General features: G+C 33.6%; 13 protein-coding genes. 12 read left to right on the plus strand and 1 reads right to left on the minus strand.

The features are described from left to right. Window positions 1-6: 6 nt before the first annotated feature. From PP176A_RS07945 to PP176A_RS07995, 11 genes are all read left to right on the plus strand, one after another. Window positions 7-699 (plus strand): ABC transporter ATP-binding protein, encoded by a 693-nt coding sequence (locus PP176A_RS07945; RefSeq protein ID WP_071139939.1) that lies wholly within the window; start codon window positions 7-9, stop codon window positions 697-699. A 5-nt stretch (window positions 700-704) separates the two neighbouring features. Next, window positions 705-2,570, plus strand: a complete 1,866-nt coding sequence (locus tag PP176A_RS07950) for an FtsX-like permease family protein (protein ID WP_071139940.1) — start codon at window positions 705-707, stop codon at window positions 2,568-2,570. Between the two features lie 230 nt (window positions 2,571-2,800). Then, window positions 2,801-3,562 (plus strand): DeoR/GlpR family DNA-binding transcription regulator, encoded by a 762-nt coding sequence (locus PP176A_RS07955; RefSeq protein WP_071139941.1) that lies wholly within the window; start codon window positions 2,801-2,803, stop codon window positions 3,560-3,562. A gap of 17 nt (window positions 3,563-3,579) precedes the next feature. Next, on the plus strand, window positions 3,580-4,521 hold the full coding sequence (pfkB, locus tag PP176A_RS07960; protein ID WP_071139942.1) for a 1-phosphofructokinase: 942 nt from the start codon (window positions 3,580-3,582) through the stop codon (window positions 4,519-4,521). Between the two features lie 2 nt (window positions 4,522-4,523). Continuing rightward, a complete protein-coding gene (locus PP176A_RS07965) occupies window positions 4,524-4,973 on the plus strand; it encodes a PTS sugar transporter subunit IIA (protein ID WP_071139943.1) in 450 nt (149 codons plus the stop codon). Between the two features lie 28 nt (window positions 4,974-5,001). Then, window positions 5,002-6,387 (plus strand): PTS fructose transporter subunit IIC, encoded by a 1,386-nt coding sequence (locus tag PP176A_RS07970; RefSeq protein ID WP_071139944.1) that lies wholly within the window; start codon window positions 5,002-5,004, stop codon window positions 6,385-6,387. Between the two features lie 177 nt (window positions 6,388-6,564). Next, on the plus strand, window positions 6,565-8,394 hold the full coding sequence (typA, locus tag PP176A_RS07975) for a translational GTPase TypA (protein ID WP_071139945.1): 1,830 nt from the start codon (window positions 6,565-6,567) through the stop codon (window positions 8,392-8,394). 195 nt (window positions 8,395-8,589) lie between these two features. Continuing rightward, window positions 8,590-10,056 carry a cardiolipin synthase gene (gene cls, locus PP176A_RS07980; protein WP_234958881.1) on the plus strand — a complete coding sequence of 489 codons (1,467 nt, stop codon included), beginning with the start codon at window positions 8,590-8,592 and terminating at the stop codon, window positions 10,054-10,056. A 46-nt stretch (window positions 10,057-10,102) separates the two neighbouring features. Continuing rightward, window positions 10,103-10,879 (plus strand): hypothetical protein, encoded by a 777-nt coding sequence (locus PP176A_RS07985; RefSeq protein ID WP_071139946.1) that lies wholly within the window; start codon window positions 10,103-10,105, stop codon window positions 10,877-10,879. Window positions 10,880-10,910: 31 nt separating this feature from the next. Further along, window positions 10,911-11,753: an aminotransferase class IV gene (locus PP176A_RS07990; RefSeq protein ID WP_071139947.1), complete on the plus strand. Its 843-nt coding sequence runs from the start codon at window positions 10,911-10,913 to the stop codon at window positions 11,751-11,753. Window positions 11,754-11,816: 63 nt separating this feature from the next. Beyond that, on the plus strand, window positions 11,817-12,839 hold the full coding sequence (locus tag PP176A_RS07995) for a lysylphosphatidylglycerol synthase transmembrane domain-containing protein (protein WP_071139948.1): 1,023 nt from the start codon (window positions 11,817-11,819) through the stop codon (window positions 12,837-12,839). A 13-nt stretch (window positions 12,840-12,852) separates the two neighbouring features. Here the strand turns inward: PP176A_RS07995 and pepT are convergent, their stop codons facing one another. Further along, window positions 12,853-14,085, minus strand: coding sequence for a peptidase T (pepT, locus tag PP176A_RS08000; protein WP_071139949.1), 1,233 nt, complete (start codon window positions 14,083-14,085; stop codon window positions 12,853-12,855). A gap of 199 nt (window positions 14,086-14,284) precedes the next feature. Between pepT and PP176A_RS08005 the strand changes: the two genes are divergently transcribed. Next, window positions 14,285-15,976: a glycosyl hydrolase family 18 protein gene (locus tag PP176A_RS08005; RefSeq protein WP_071139950.1), complete on the plus strand. Its 1,692-nt coding sequence runs from the start codon at window positions 14,285-14,287 to the stop codon at window positions 15,974-15,976. The last annotated feature ends 23 nt before the right edge of the window (window positions 15,977-15,999 follow it).

Below are 15,999 nucleotides of genomic sequence, written 5' to 3' on the forward strand. Positions count from 1 at the left end.
GTGAAATTGAGTATATTAAAAGCAAAGGAAGTAAGCTATGTATATAAAAGCAAATATCAGACGGTTAAAGCGGTTTCCGATGTTTCATGCACCTTTGATACGGGGAAAGTCTATGCCATAGTCGGTCATTCCGGGAGTGGAAAGACCACATTTCTTTCCCTTTTGGCAGGCCTTGATCTGCCTACGAAGGGAGAAATCTATTTGGAGGATAAGCCCATGAGCACATTGGACAGGGATAAATACAGGAGAAATACGGCGTCCGTTGTATATCAGTCATTTAATCTGTTTCCCCTTTTGACGGCTCTCGAAAATGTGGCTTATCCCATGGAGCTTAAAGGAGTTTCCACAAAAGAAGCCAAAGAAAAAGCAAAAGAGCTGATTTCAAAAGTAGGGCTCGAAGAAAGAATATACAATCAGCTGCCCCTTATGATGAGCGGAGGAGAGCAGCAGAGGGTTGCAATAGCGAGAGCCCTTGCAGTGGGAGGGAAAATCCTCCTTGCCGACGAACCCACGGGAAACCTTGACACCGCCAACGGAAACATAGTCGTGGAACTGCTGGGGAAATTGGCTCACGACGAAGGATACGCAGTGATTATCATAACCCACGATATGAGTATTGCCGACAGGGCAGACGTTGTTTATACCATGAAAGACGGGAAGCTGGCAGAGAAAGGCATCATTAATGAAAACGGAAGGTGAGAAATATGCTGTTAAGAAACAGTCTGAAACAAATGGGAAGGACAAAGGCAAGAACAATTGTTTTTCTTTTGCTTACGGTACTAACGGTTACGTTTTTGTCTCTGGGCATCAACCTTTGGCGGACATGTAATGATAATATGGAAAAGTACGAAAAGGTTTTTACCACTGTGGGGGTAGTCAATCAAAAGGAAAATTCCGTGGAGTTAAAGCAGAGCTGGAATTCCGCAAGAAAGGAATATACTTATTGGGATGAACCTATATATGATTATATTTTGCCCATTTCACTCCTTGATTTCAAAGGGGCTGGTTACATAATTAAACCTGAGCAGAGGCCTTACTACGGCGCTTATTCTCCTGGTATAAAAATCATGTCTTCAAAGGAAGAAGAATATGTTGAAGGTAAACTTGATTCTATTGTGGAAATAGTAGCCTATGGAGACTGTATTCCTTCAGATCCTGTGAAAGTGAAAGTTAAAAGAGTACTTCATGGGACGTTTGATCTGGAGGGGACTGACATTTGGCTTTGCGACGAATTTAACGATAACCCGGGATTGTTGGAGAAAGGAAAAACATATATAACATTTATTGAACAAATTCCTAATGAACATAAGGATTCTTATATGGAAAGATCTTATGAATTTATTCCGGAAAATCTTACTATTTCAACCCAAAGGAATAAGAAGGGAGAAACGGTTGCGGGGGAAGATATGCTTTCTGAAAAGTGGGAAGAAGTTACTGATAATTTTTATGAAACTGAGAAAGTAAAGAAATGGGAAAACTTAGGAAAGGCAGAAGACAGATTTTTCGAAGATACCTTTCCCGTTGTTCCTACAAACAAGACGGAGTTTCTGATGGAGTTTAACCAAGGAAGTGCATCTATTTGTGACGGACGTGATATCACAAAGGAAGAGTACGAAGAAGGTGATAAGGTATGTATTATACATTGGAAATTTGCTCAAATAAACAATTTAAAAGTAGGAGATAATTTAAATCTTAAACTGTATTATGCAGATTATGAAAAATCGGCAAGTCAGATATTTAGGGCAAATGGTACTGTGTCGGATTTCGGGCTTCTCAATGCCCAAGGAGAAGAATATCCGGTCTTTGAGGACAGCAATTATAAAATTGTAGGATTTTACAGCAATACCGTCAATCCGGAAGCAGAACCCACAGGGTATGAACTGGGAAGGAATGCGGTGGTTATTCCATCCAAATCCGTGAAAAACAGCGACGAAAACAACATTGTAGGCTACGGCCCCATGAAGGGATACAACACATCTTTTCAGATACCAAACGGGACGACAAAGGAATACATGGAGAAATTCAAAGCTTTGGGCATCAGCAATTTGGAGGTGGAGTTTTACGACGGAGGGTATGAAAAGCTGTCTTCAGGGATGCAGAATTTGAAAACGGTAGCCGTAGTTTTGGTAGCCGTAAGCGGGGCGACGACGCTGGCAATACTGTTTTTCTTCGTATTCCTGTTTATTTCAAAGCAGAAAAAGCGCACGGCAATAGAACGTTCTCTCGGTATGAACAGAAAAGAATGTACACTGTCCATGCTCTACGGTATTCTTATAATTATATCCATAGGGGCAGTTATAGGGAGTTTTGCCGGATTTAAGACAGCGGATTTTATTATGTCGAAGTCGACAAACATGGAAACGGAACTGTACAGCACGGCTTTCAGCAACTGGGTAAACAATTCGGATAAGATAGCGAATTTAAGTGAAATCAACGTATCGGCGAATCCACTGACACCGGTTGTCGTATGCCTTGTGGTGATTCTTGTATCTTTTGTTATTTCATTAATATTCATTAAAAATAACTTAAAAGCGGAACCCCTTGAACTTTTAAGTAAAAGTGAAGAATAAAAATGTCATTGACCATAGCACCTGAGATTTATTTTTAAATTAAAATCTCAGGTGCTTTATTTACGGCCAATAAAATAATCATAAATGAGCAGTAATAAGATTGAATATGATTATTTTTAAATGAATTTAAAAGAATTTTATTGACATAGATAAAATTATCGTGTATTATTAAATTAATCAATCATAAACAATCATCAAACGATTAATTATAAGAAGGTGAACTGATAATTATGTTTGCGCAGGAGAGACAAAAGATTATATCGGAAATATTGGAGAAAAAAAGCAGTGTAAAGGTAAATGAAATCGTTTCCATGTTAAATGTCTCTGAATCCACTGTAAGAAGAGATCTGCAGGAGATGGAAGAAAGAAATTTACTCGAAAGAACCCATGGAGGAGCCGTAGGGGTAGATATCAAAACTAATTATGAGCCTTCCTTCAAGGATAAACAAGATGAGAGAATCGAACAAAAGATAAAGATTGCGGAAGCAGCAAGTAAAATTATTGAGGACGATGATACAATAATACTTGATTCGGGGACGACAACTTTGGAAATCGCAAAGATGATTGAAGGCAAACATGTAACGGTAATAACAAACTCAATCGATATTGCATCGCAACTTTCCCAGAATGAACAGGTGGAAGTAATTGTGACAGGAGGAACTCTAAGGGCCAGTACCAGAGCGATGGTTGGAAGTATAGCGGAAATGACGTTGAGAAATTTCAGGGTTGATAAAGCTTTTATCGGAGCCAACGGTATATCGGTGGAAGAAGGGATTACCACTCCCAATTTTATAGAAGCCCAGACTAAAAAGATGATGATGAGTTATGCCAAAAAAGTGATTGTTGTGGCGGACAGCAGCAAATTTGAAAATGTGTGTTTTTCAGTAGTTTGTCCGGTGAAATCGGTAGATATGATAATAACAAGTGAAGACATATCCGAAGATATACTGAAGGAATATGAGCAAATAGGAGTAGATGTGATAACAGCATAATATGGGGGAATGGTAGCATGGTGATAACCGTAACACTCAATCCTGCCCTGGATAAAACGCTAATTATAGATAATTTTAAATTAGGAGATGTAAACAGGGTTATTGGAGTGAGATACGATATTGGCGGAAAAGGGATAAATGTATCAAAAGTTTTAAAAAATTTAGATATTGATTCTTTGGCAACAGGATTCTTGGGAGGCATATTTAAAGATACTTTCGAAAGAGAACTGGATAAGAGAAAAATTTCTCACCATTTTATAACGATAAACGGAGATGTAAGAACTAATGTGAAAATAATTGATAATAAAAATAAATTATATACGGATATAAATGAGGCAGGACCAAATATAACTTCAGAAGAATTAAATAGTTTTATATCATTTTATAGTAATCAATGCCAAAAGGGAGATTTAGTGGTTTTATCCGGAGGAATACCCATTGGAATTCCAAAGGATATATACGGAACTTTAACAAGAATTGCAAAGGAAAAAGGAGCCTTAGTTATATTAGATGCGGAAGGTAGTTTTTTAGATGAAGGAATAAAAGAAAAACCCTTTGCAATAAAGCCCAATATTTATGAACTGTCTCTTCTGTGCGGAATGAAGCCGGAAGAAGTTGATGAAAAGAAAATAATAAAAGGGGCTATAAGCATAAAGAAAAAAGGAGTAAATAGTATTCTCATATCTATGGGTTCCTTGGGAGCCGTATATGTAACGGATAATGGTATTTATACATCAAAAGCGCTGAAAGTTCCTGTAAAGAATACGGTAGGGGCTGGTGATTCTATGGTTGCGGCTTTGGTATATTCTCTGATCAATAATTTGGACGATATGGATACCTTAAGTTTTGCTCAGGCCTGCGGTGGAGCTACAGTTTCCCTGGAAGGGACAAAAGCATGTACTAAAGAACAGGTAGAAGAATTGCTGCCTCAATCAAAAAAAAATGTACGGAGGGTTTGATTATGAATATAAGAGAAATATTTTCTGAAAAAAGAACTTGTTTTGCCATGACAGCTAAAAACAAGAATGGAGCCATAGATGAATTGATAAATTTATTAGTTGAGGATGGAAAAGTTAATGACAAGGAGGTGTTTAAAAATGCGGTATTAAACAGAGAAAAACAAATTTCTACGGGAATAGGTATGGGAATAGCTATACCTCATGGGAAAAGCAGTTCCGTAAATGAAGTTTCACTGGCCTTTGGTAAAAGCAAAAGGGGAATAGACTATGATTCCTTTGACGGAAAACCCGTTCATCTGTTTTTTCTGATTGCGGTTCCTGAAAAGAGTGATGACGTACATTTAAAAATATTAAGCCAGATTTCAAGAAAGCTTATGCATGAAGATATAAGAAAAGGGATAATGAGTGCAGATGATTTTGATGCTTTGATGGAAGTTTTAGACAAAGAATAGAGTTAAAATTTTATAAGGGGGAATTATTATGAAGTTAGTAGCGATAACATCTTGTCCTACTGGGATAGCACATACTTATATGGCTGCAGAGGCATTGCAGATGGCAGCTAAGGAAATGGGGTATGAGATTAAAATAGAAACTCAAGGTTCTGTAGGAGCGGAAAACGTTATAAATGATAAAGATTTAAGAGAAGCAATTGCTGTAATAATAGCTGCCGATAATAGTGTGGATAAAAGCAGATTTAAAGGGAAACCCGTTATTGAAGTATCTACAATGGATGCAATTAAAAATTCTAAAGGATTAATAAAAAGGGCACTGAAAACTAAAGAAGTTTTTGTTGACGATGAAGAATATTCTAAAGTTGATATGCCTAATAAAGAGCAAAAAAAAGGCGTATATAAGCACTTAATGAACGGGGTATCTTTTATGATTCCTTTTGTAGTAGCAGGAGGTATATTAATTGCGATATCATTTGCCTTTGGGATAAATGCCTATGAAAATGAAGGTTCCCTGGCAGCGGCTTTCCGAAAAATTGGAGCTGACGGAGCATTTAGTTTTTTGATACCTATATTGTCGGGATATATAGCATATTCCATTGCAGACAGACCTGGATTGGTACCAGGCATGGTAGGCGGATATTTAGCTAATAATATAGGAGCAGGATTTCTGGGTGGACTTCTTGCAGGATTTTTAGCCGGATATACTGTTTATTATTTAAAGAAGATTATAAAACTTCCGAAAAATTTTGAAGGATTAATGCCTGTTTTGATACTCCCTGTACTTTCTACTGCGATAGTCGGACTTATAATGATTTATATACTTGGGAATCCCGTTAAGGCCATAAATGACGGATTAACAGGATGGTTGAGCAGGTTGACGGGAATCAATGCTATATTATTAGGGACTATAATAGGATTAATGATGGCTTTTGATATGGGTGGTCCATTGAACAAGGCTGCATACACTTTTGGGGTTGCCACTTTATCTTCAGGAGAACCTTCCGCGGTAATGGCCGCAGTGATGGCTGCGGGTATGGTTCCGCCTTTGGCGGTGGCTTTTTCAACAGTTTTGGCTAAAAACAAATATACGGTTCAGGAGAAAGAAGCCGGTAAAGCCGCATGGGCTTTAGGAGCATCATTTATAACGGAGGGAGCCATTCCTTTTGCTGCAGGAGACCCCTTTAGGGTAATACCGTCTATAATGATAGGTTCTGCTATATCTGGAGCATTGTCCATGGCATTTGGCTGTACCTTAACAGTGCCTCATGGGGGAATATTTGTATTCTTTATTCCTAATGCTGTTGGCAAACTATTCCTTTATATTTTGTCAATATTAATAGGGACGATAGTAGGAGGAATAATATTATCCTTAATAAAAAAGGATGTTGTTTATACACAAAAAGCAGAAGCATAACTCACAAAAAACATAAAATCCAATAGTTATTTTAAATATACCTAAGATTTTAATCGAAAAAGGAATAAATCTTAGGTATATTTGTGTTTGTTTTATTGTTTTGTTGATTTTTTTGTGATTTGTGGTAAAATTAATTCTGTTGATAAATTCTTAAAATATTAGGAAGTGGTAAAAAGTATGAAGGAAACGAGAAACGATGTAAGAAATGTCGCCATAGTTGCCCATGTGGATCATGGAAAAACTACATTAGTCGATGCTCTACTCAAACAAAGCGGAATATTCAGAGCAAACCAAGTGGTAAGAGAGAGGGTAATGGATTCTAATGACATTGAAAGAGAAAGAGGAATAACTATACTGTCCAAAAATACAGCCATTTATTATAAGGACATTAAAATAAATATTGTGGATACTCCCGGACATGCGGATTTTGGCGGAGAAGTGGAAAGAATATTAAAGATGGTAAATGGAATAGTACTTCTTGTAGATGCTTTTGAAGGACCAATGCCTCAAACCAAGTTTGTGTTAAAAAAAGCTTTAGACCTTAAATTGCCGGTAATAGTATGTATCAATAAAATTGACAGACCCGATGCAAGGCCTAAGGAAGTAGTAGATGAAGTTTTGGATTTGTTTATTGATCTGGGAGCAGATGAAAATCAGTGTGATTATCCTGTTGTATTTGCTTCGGCTAAAACAGGCTCTTCGACTCTTGACCTTAATGAAGAAAAAAAGGATATGACGGATTTGTTTGAAACCATAATCAGGTATATTCCCGCACCGGTCGGAGACTATGATGGACCTCTTCAGGTATTAATATCCACTATAGATTATAATGATTATGTAGGGAGAATAGGGATAGGCAAAATTGACAGAGGTAACATCAGAGTAAATCAAGATGCAGTTATAGTAAATTATGAAGATAAGGATAAGAGAAGAAAAGTCAGGATAACTAAAATATATGAATTTGAAGGACTGGAAAGGGTAGAAGTAGAGGAAGCAAAGATGGGCAGTATTGTTGCCGTAACGGGAGTCGAAGGAATACACATAGGTGATACCATATGTGATGTGGATAATCCGGAACCTCTTCCCTTTGTAAAAATTTCCGAGCCCACCATATCAATGACTTTTTCCGTAAATGACAGTCCCTTCGCAGGGCAGGAAGGAAAATTTGTTACCTCGAGACATTTGAGAAACAGGCTTTTTAAAGAAATACAGACGGATATGAGTTTAAGAGTCGAAGAAACGGATTCTACAGATGCCTTTAAGGTTTCGGGAAGAGGAGAACTTCATTTATCGGTGCTGATTGAGACCATGAGAAGAGAGGGATACGAGTTTCAAGTATCCAAACCGGAAGTTTTGTTTAAAACCATAAACGGAAAGAAGAATGAACCTATAGAAAATGTAACAATTGATGTTCCTGAGGATTTTATAGGAATAGTCATAGAGAAGCTGGGAAGAAGAAAGGGAGAACTTGTTAATATGAAGGAATCCAACGGAGGATATGCGAGGTTGGAGTTTTTCATTCCGGCAAGAGGGCTTATAGGTTATAGACAGGAGTTTATGACCGATACCAAAGGCAATGGAATAATGAATTCCGTGTTTAAGGGATATGAACCATATAAGGGAGATATTCCCAGAAGAAGTCAGGGATCCCTTATTGCATGTGAAACCGGAGAAGCTACGGGATACGGTTTATATTCTGCTCAGGAAAGGGGAGTTTTGTTTTTACAGCCGGCTGAGAAAGTTTATGAAGGAATGGTCGTAGGCGCGAATCCTAAGGGAAACGATATAGAAGTTAATGTTTGCAGAAAAAAACAACAAACCAATATAAGATCGTCTAATTCAGATGATGCATTAAAATTGTCTCCTCCGGATATTATGTCTTTGGAAGAAGCTTTGGAATTTATAGAAGATGATGAACTCATAGAAATAACTCCGAAAAGTTTAAGAATAAGAAAAAGAATATTAAACAGTTCATTAAGGTATAAATCTCAAAAAAATAAAAAATAAGGAACATTTTTTAATGTTCCTTATTTTTTATAACCCATAGGTAAATCATAATATACCTTAATGTAAGCTTTCCATAAATGGGTTTAAAAAAAGGCTTCCTCAATATATTATTTTTTTAACAAAAGCCTTTTTTTATATTTTGGTTGGGTATATACTAAATATTGCCATGAATAAAAGCGAGAGGGAGGGGATGATGTGGAAAACTTTATATCTACAGTAATATCTATAATAATATGGATATTAAAAAATATATTATGGATTAATATTTTGCTGGCTATATTGGTAGTTTTTTTTGAAAGAAGAGATCCAAAGTCAACTTGGTTATGGTTGATGATATTTTTCTTTCTTCCTGGTATTGGATTTATATTTTATTTGCTTGCTGGGCAGGATTTAAAAAAGAGAAATATGTTTAAGTTAAAGGAAGAGGAGGATAAATATATCAGAGATCTTGTGAGAAATCAGGAAAGGAATATTCAAAGGAATCAGCTAAATTTTGATGATCCTGAAATTAAGGAGCATCAGGATTTAATTCAATATCATCTTGCTGCCAGCGAATCTATTTATTTTCAGAATAATAAAGTGGAAGTATATTTTAGCGGGCAAGATAAATTTAAGGCACTGATAGATAGTTTGGAAAAGGCAGAAGAATTTATTCATATGGAATATTATATTATAAGAAATGATAATATCGGTAAAAAGATAATGAAGATTCTTACCGATAAGGCGAAAGCCGGAGTTGAAGTGAAACTTCTGTACGACGGAATGGGAGGAAGACATCTTCCTAAGGATTTCGGGAAAGAATTAGTTGATGGGGGAGGAAAAATAGCAGTATTTTTTCCGTCTTTTGGTTTGCTTAATCTGAGAATTAATTATAGAAATCACAGAAAAATTTGTATTATCGACGGAAAAGAAGCTTTTATAGGAGGATTTAATATCGGAGATGAATATCTGGGGCTTTCAAAGAGATTTGGATTTTGGAGGGATACTCATTTAAAAATAGAGGGAGAAGCTATTACAGGACTTGAATGGAGATTCTTACTTGATTGGAGATTTGCTTCTAAAGAAGAATTCCAGTTTGACAGGAAATATTTTCCTGAATTAGAACCAAAGGGGAAAACCAGTATTCAAATAGTATCAAGCGGTCCTGATTCTAAATGGAGCAGTATTAAAGACGGATATTTTAAAATGATTAGTAATGCAAGACAAAAAGTTTATATTCAGACTCCCTATTTTATTCCCGATGATAGTATATTGGAATCTTTAAAAATTGCTGCATTGTCTGGGATAGATGTAAGAATTATAATTCCGTCGAAACCAGACCATCCCTTTGTGTATTGGGCAAGTTTATCATATATGGGGGAGCTTTTAAAAGCAGGAGTGAGATTTTATATATACAATAACGGTTTTATTCATAGTAAAGTAGTTATTTCGGATGATGTACTCTCCTCTGTAGGTAGTGCAAATTTAGACATAAGAAGTTTCGAGCTGAATTTTGAAGTAAATGCATTTATGTACGATGAAGAAATAAATAAAAAAATAACAGATAAATTTATTGATGATTTGAATTTTTGCAAGGAAATAACCATGGAAGAATACGAGAAAAGATCCTTTATCATAAAATTTAAAGAATCCATATCGAGATTACTTTCACCTATTTTGTAACATAAAATAACCGCCTTTGGAAATAATAAATAATGAGGTGGTGACTATGAAAAAAGGTTTTATTGTTTTAATTTTAATGATTATAATTGTTAGTTCTACTTCTTGTCAAGTTAGGCAAAATCAAAAACCTACAACTTATAAAAAAAGCGATAAAGCTTCTGAAGGTTTATATAGAATTGTTGAGAATATTAATGATATAATAATAGATGTAGAAAAAGCAGGAAAACTTTCAGCAACTTTTAATGAAAGTACAAGTTTGATTGAAGCAGATATACTTAAGGAGAAGGAAAAAAAGAAAGAAGAGATAAAAAAAGCCTGGGAAGAGATAAATTCCAAAATAAAGGATAGCCATGAATCTTGGAACAAGTATGAAAAAGAAATAATGGAACGTGGAGCTACGAGTGAATATATTTTAAAATTTAAAAATAGTCTCAATGGCCTTACCGTTGCTGTAGAAAACAGAGAAAATAAAGATATAATTAATTATGGGAGTAAGGCGCTGTTTGATTTTTCTCCTTTTTTAGAGCTTTATAAAGATGAATTCAGAGGAGAAACATCAAGAATAAAGTATTATGTGTATCAAAGCTATCTTGCGGGAGAAAATAATGAATTGGAAAAGGCAAAGGATCTTCTGGATATGACTGAAGAATATACTGCGGGTTTAAGACAAAAAATTGAGGATGATCAAAAAAAAATGAAGATATTTGAAAAATTAGTACTGTCTCTTCAGGATATGAAAGAGGCAATAAATGTTGGAAATAATAATTTGCTTAAGATTAAAAGAGATATAATATTACAAAATATCAAGGATATAGAAGAATAAAAATTAGAAATTGTAAGGGGGATTTTAAACTATGAACAAGGAAGCAATAAAGAATTACTTTATTATTAATGGAGAAATAATATCTACCGATGATATGAGAGTATTTGATACTATAAAAATTTCTCCCATATATGAAGTTATCAGAATAATGGACGGAATACCCCTTTTTTTTGAGGAGCATGTGAAAAGAATGAGAAGATCTGCGGAAATAGTGGGTAAAACTATATTCAGAAAAGATCAGGAAATAATAGGGGACATTAAGAAGTTAATAGAAGCGAATAATGTAAAGAATTTAAATGTAAAACTTCTTTCGGCCTATGAAGAAGGAAAGAAGGAGACATTTTTAGCGTATTTTATTGAAAGTTACTACCCTGATGAAAAGGTATATAGAGAAGGAATACATACAATACTTTATCATTATGAAAGAAAAAATCCTAATGCTAAGGTGTTGAATGTTTCATTCAAAGATGAAGTTAATAAAAAGATAAAAGAAATGAATGCATTTGAAGCTCTTCTGGTAAATAAAGAAGGATATATTACCGAAGGAAGCAGGTCTAATATGTTCTTTGTAAGAGGGGAAAAAGTGTTTACAGCTCCTAAAGGAGAGGTCCTTTTAGGAGTCACGAGAAAACATATAATAAATGTTTGTAAAGAATTAAATATTGATGTCGTGGAAGAAAATATCAATATAAAGGATTTAGATAAAATAGACGGAGGCTTTATGTCCGGTACTTCAGTAAATGTACTGCCTATATCTTCTATAGATGATAAGAAATATAGTTCCGTAGACAATAATTTAATAAAGGCCATACAAGATGGATATTTAAATTTAGTTAAGAATTACATTGAAGAGAAGAAATCCCTTTGTAAATAATATAAAACAGTGTTATAATATAACATAACATATAAATTCTATTAAATTAAAGGATGAAATGCCATGAATAAGAATAGAAGGAATAATGTATCTTTAGTATTGGTTATAGCTTTTTTTTTAATATTTATATTTATTAATAAAGATTTAAAAGACTTTCCTGAAGTAATAATTGCTGCTAATACTAAATATTTGATTGTGGCCGTATTGCTGATGTTTGGAAACTGGGCTTTAGACGGAATTATATTAAATGTTTTAACTAACAAGATTTATGGCAAGGTAAAATTTTTAAAATCTTTTAGATTTTCGTTAGTTGGGCAGTATTATAGTGCTATTACTCCCTTTTCTGCGGGAGGACAACCAGCGCAGATATATTTGATGTCTAAGGATTCCATACCGGTATCAAAAAGTTCTCTTATATTATTTAATAAATTCGTAATATACCAAGCAGCAGTAACGCTTTACTATTTAATAATGTTTATTTTCAAATTTAATTTTGTATCCGTTAATGCAAAATCAGTGTTGCCTTTTGCAATATTTGGATTATTCTTATATGTAGTAGTACTGATAGGTATAACTTTATTATTTTATAAGCCAAGTTGGATAAAACCCATAGTTTTAACTTTATATAAATTTTTAAGTAAGATCAAAATTATGAAAAATTTAGAGAAATATAAATACAAGATAGAAAAGTTCGTGGAAGAATATGAAATTAGTGCGGAAAAAATTAAAAGAAACAGAAATAATAATTTGGGGCTTTTCTTACTTTCAACAATTCAGATAACTTTTGATTTAAGTGTAACTTATTTTGTTTATTTATCCATGCACCTTAGAAAAGCAGCATATCTGGATGTTATAGCCGTTCAGTCTATTGTATATTTGGTGGCGGTTTTTATGCCGACTCCGGGGAGTATAGGTGCTTCGGAAGGAGGGTATTACCTCTTGTTTAAGCCAATATTTACCAAGAACTTAATATTACATTCCTTAATTCTATGGAGAGCTATAAACTATTATTTGAAAATTTTAATTACAGGATTTGTTACTTTTATAGATCATTTAATTAGGAGAAGAAAAAAAATTGTAATATAAAAATATCCTCAGCTTAGGCTAAGGATATTTCTTTGGTTAAATCTGCTATTTTAATTATTGTTTCAACAGCCTTATTCATGGCAAATACAGGTACATATTCAAATTTTCCATGAAAATTATGTCCGCCGGTAAAGATGTTAGGACAAGGCAATCCCTTAAAGGACAACATTGCTCCGTCTGTACCACCCCTAATAGGAATAATGGAGGGAGTTACAGATACTTCTTTCATGGCATTTTTTGCTATGTCAACAACATACATCACAGGTTCTATTTTTTCTTTCATATTATAGTATTGATCTTTATATTCCATAACAATAATATTACCATATTTTTCATTCATAAAATCAACTATTTTTTTAAATAAATTCTTCTTCTGTTCGAATTTTTCCCTATTATGGTCTCTGATGATATAATTAATGACCGTTTGTTCCACATTTCCATTTATTTTGGTAATATGGTAAAACCCTTCATATTTTTCGGTATACTCCGGTCTTTCGCTTACAGGCAGAAGGGAATTCAATTCCATGGCTATAATCATTGAATTAACCATTTTATTTTTAGCAGAACCGGGATGAACATTTCTGCCATTTATAATTATTTTTACTTCTGCCCCGTTAAAGTTTTCATACTCCAATTCTCCTATTTTTCCTCCATCAACGGTATAGGCAAAATCAGCCCCGAATTTTTTTACATCGAAATAATCTGCACCTCTTCCTATTTCTTCATCGGGAGTGAACCCTATTTTAATTTCGCCATGAGGAATTTTGGGATTTTCAATTAAAAATTCCATTGCTGTTACGATTTCAGCAATTCCTGCTTTATCGTCAGCACCTAATAAAGTAGTTCCGTCAGTTGTGATGATATCCTTTCCTATGTAATCTTTTATTTCAGGGAAATCTTCAGGAGAAAGGATAATATTTAAATCCTTATTTAGCAGGATATTATTGCCGTCATAATTTTTTATTATTTTTGGTTTTACATTTTTCCCCGACATGTCCGGGCTGGTATCCATATGAGCAATAAATCCTATGGTTGGAACAGTTTTATCAATATTTGATGGCAGAGTTGCATATAGATATCCTTTGTCATCGAACACAACAGAAGAAAGGCCTAAATCCTTCAATTCTTGTTCTAAATATTTTCCAAACTCTAATTGTTCTTTAGAACTTGGAACTGTTTTAGATTCTTCATTAGAAGTAGTTTCATAACTTACATATTTTAAAAATCTATTTAATATTTTCGACATTTTTCCACCTCCGCTCCTTTTGACATTATTATACTACATTTTTATAAAAAATAAAAAATAACATTTATAATTAACTAAAATTAGATATTATAATAATTCTTAAACATTATTGTAGATAAAAGGAAAAAAATTAATATGGAATATTATTATTAAACTGATATAATTAAAAAAGGAATAAGATTAGAAGGAGGGTAGATAGATGAAAAAAAGTAAAAATATTGTCACTTTGATAATGTTTTTAGCTTTAATTCTTAATTTTTTCGTATTGAGCTTGACAAGTGCAGAAAATATTAAACAGAAGGATATTTTAAAGAGTAAATTGGTAGTAGAGGGCAATGAAGAAGGGGAACGACTTTCTATAGTAAATTCTAAGGGAATATTTATTCCTGTTGAGATACTGAAGAAGTATTTTGATAACGATATTTCAATAAAGGAAGAAGAGAACAGGTTACATATAGTTATACAAAAACCTGCTTTTACTTTGGAAAATTTTACGCTTTCTAATAGAATAAAGGACGGAGTATCATTAAATTTTCCAATCCAAAATATAGATGGTGTAAATTACATAAATATTAAGGGTATAGAAAAAATATTGGGAATAAGCTCTTCTTATATAAAGGATTCAAATATTCTGATTTTAGACAAAATAAAGGACAAGCAAATGATAGGGAAAACTGTTAATAAGACAAAATTAAAGTCCCCTTACAATAAATTTTTCTTTTATATTCCAACTATAAGATATATAAATAAAGGAGAAAAGGTATTTATTTTTGATGAAAAGGGAAATGATTACAAAGTTAGGACAAAGCAAGGAGAAGTTGGCTTTATAAAAAAAGATGAACTTCAATTAGGATGGGAAGTTTACAATAATGATTTAAAACTTAATACTCTAAGAGAAAACTATTCTCCCAAAGGGAAAATAAATATTGTATGGGATCAGATAACAGATATGACTCCAGATACTGGTGATGAAGATAAAATAGACGGACTGGATGTTATAGTCCCTACTTGGTTTTCCGTGATAAATGACAAAGGATATATTTTGAATAAAGGAGATTATAAATATGTGGAAAATGCTCATAACAAGGGCTATAAAGTTTGGGCATTAATAGACAATAATTTTGATAAGGAGTTAACCAGCAAAATATTAAAAAGTTCTGATGCTAAGAAAAATATTATAAATCAGTTATTGATATATTCGAGCATATACAATTTGGATGGCATAAATATTGATTTTGAAAATGTGTATTATGAAGATAAGGATAGGTTCACAAATTTTATTTCTGAACTTACGCAAACTTTAAAACAGCAAAATATTTCAGTTTCCATAGATATAACTGTTCCATCTGCAAGTCCTACATGGTCTAAATTTTATGACAGGCAAAAATTGGGCAAAATTGTAGACTATTGCATGTTAATGGCTTACGATGAAACTCCCGGAGATAGTAAATTAAGCGGTCCGGTAGCATCTATTAATTGGGTAACCAAAGGCATAACAGATACTATTAAGTCCGGAATTCCAGGAGAAAAGCTTATATTGGGAATTCCATTTTATACAAGGCAATGGGAGGAAGCAAAAGATACAAAAGGCAATATAAGTGTAAAATCAAAAACACTTTCTATGAAGGCTGTAAATAAAATAATTATGGAGAATGACTGCAAACCTGTTTGGTTAAGTAATTATGGTCAGAATTATATAGAATATGCAAAGGCTGGGAAGAGATATAGGATTTGGATAGAGGATAAAAAATCTGTAAAGCTAAAATCTGACCTTGTAGCAAAATATAATTTAAAAGGAATTTCTTCTTGGAGAAAAGGCTTTGAAGAGCCAGACATTTGGGAGGTAATTAATTATACTGTTAAAGGAGAAAAAATTGCAAGTAGCAATTAATATTCTGGAAGGGAATGGAGATT

The organism is Sporanaerobacter sp. PP17-6a, from assembly GCF_900095615.1.
GTDB lineage: Bacteria > Bacillota > Clostridia > Tissierellales > Acidilutibacteraceae > Acidilutibacter > Acidilutibacter cellobiosedens.

What these genes read in the sequence shown, in the direction of transcription:
- typA (WP_071139945.1), top strand. Translation starts at nt 6,565, where the DNA reads ATGAAGGAAACGAGAAACGATGTAAGAAATGTCGCCATAGTTGCCCAT.
- pfkB (WP_071139942.1), top strand. Translation starts at nt 3,580, where the DNA reads ATGGTGATAACCGTAACACTCAATCCTGCCCTGGATAAAACGCTAATT.
- PP176A_RS07990 (WP_071139947.1), top strand. Translation starts at nt 10,911, where the DNA reads ATGAACAAGGAAGCAATAAAGAATTACTTTATTATTAATGGAGAAATA.
- PP176A_RS07965 (WP_071139943.1), top strand. Translation starts at nt 4,524, where the DNA reads ATGAATATAAGAGAAATATTTTCTGAAAAAAGAACTTGTTTTGCCATG.
- PP176A_RS07995 (WP_071139948.1), top strand. Translation starts at nt 11,817, where the DNA reads ATGAATAAGAATAGAAGGAATAATGTATCTTTAGTATTGGTTATAGCT.
- PP176A_RS07955 (WP_071139941.1), top strand. Translation starts at nt 2,801, where the DNA reads ATGTTTGCGCAGGAGAGACAAAAGATTATATCGGAAATATTGGAGAAA.
- pepT (WP_071139949.1), bottom strand. Translation starts at nt 14,085, where the DNA reads ATGTCGAAAATATTAAATAGATTTTTAAAATATGTAAGTTATGAAACT.
- PP176A_RS08005 (WP_071139950.1), top strand. Translation starts at nt 14,285, where the DNA reads ATGAAAAAAAGTAAAAATATTGTCACTTTGATAATGTTTTTAGCTTTA.
- PP176A_RS07950 (WP_071139940.1), top strand. Translation starts at nt 705, where the DNA reads ATGCTGTTAAGAAACAGTCTGAAACAAATGGGAAGGACAAAGGCAAGA.
- PP176A_RS07985 (WP_071139946.1), top strand. Translation starts at nt 10,103, where the DNA reads ATGAAAAAAGGTTTTATTGTTTTAATTTTAATGATTATAATTGTTAGT.
- PP176A_RS07970 (WP_071139944.1), top strand. Translation starts at nt 5,002, where the DNA reads ATGAAGTTAGTAGCGATAACATCTTGTCCTACTGGGATAGCACATACT.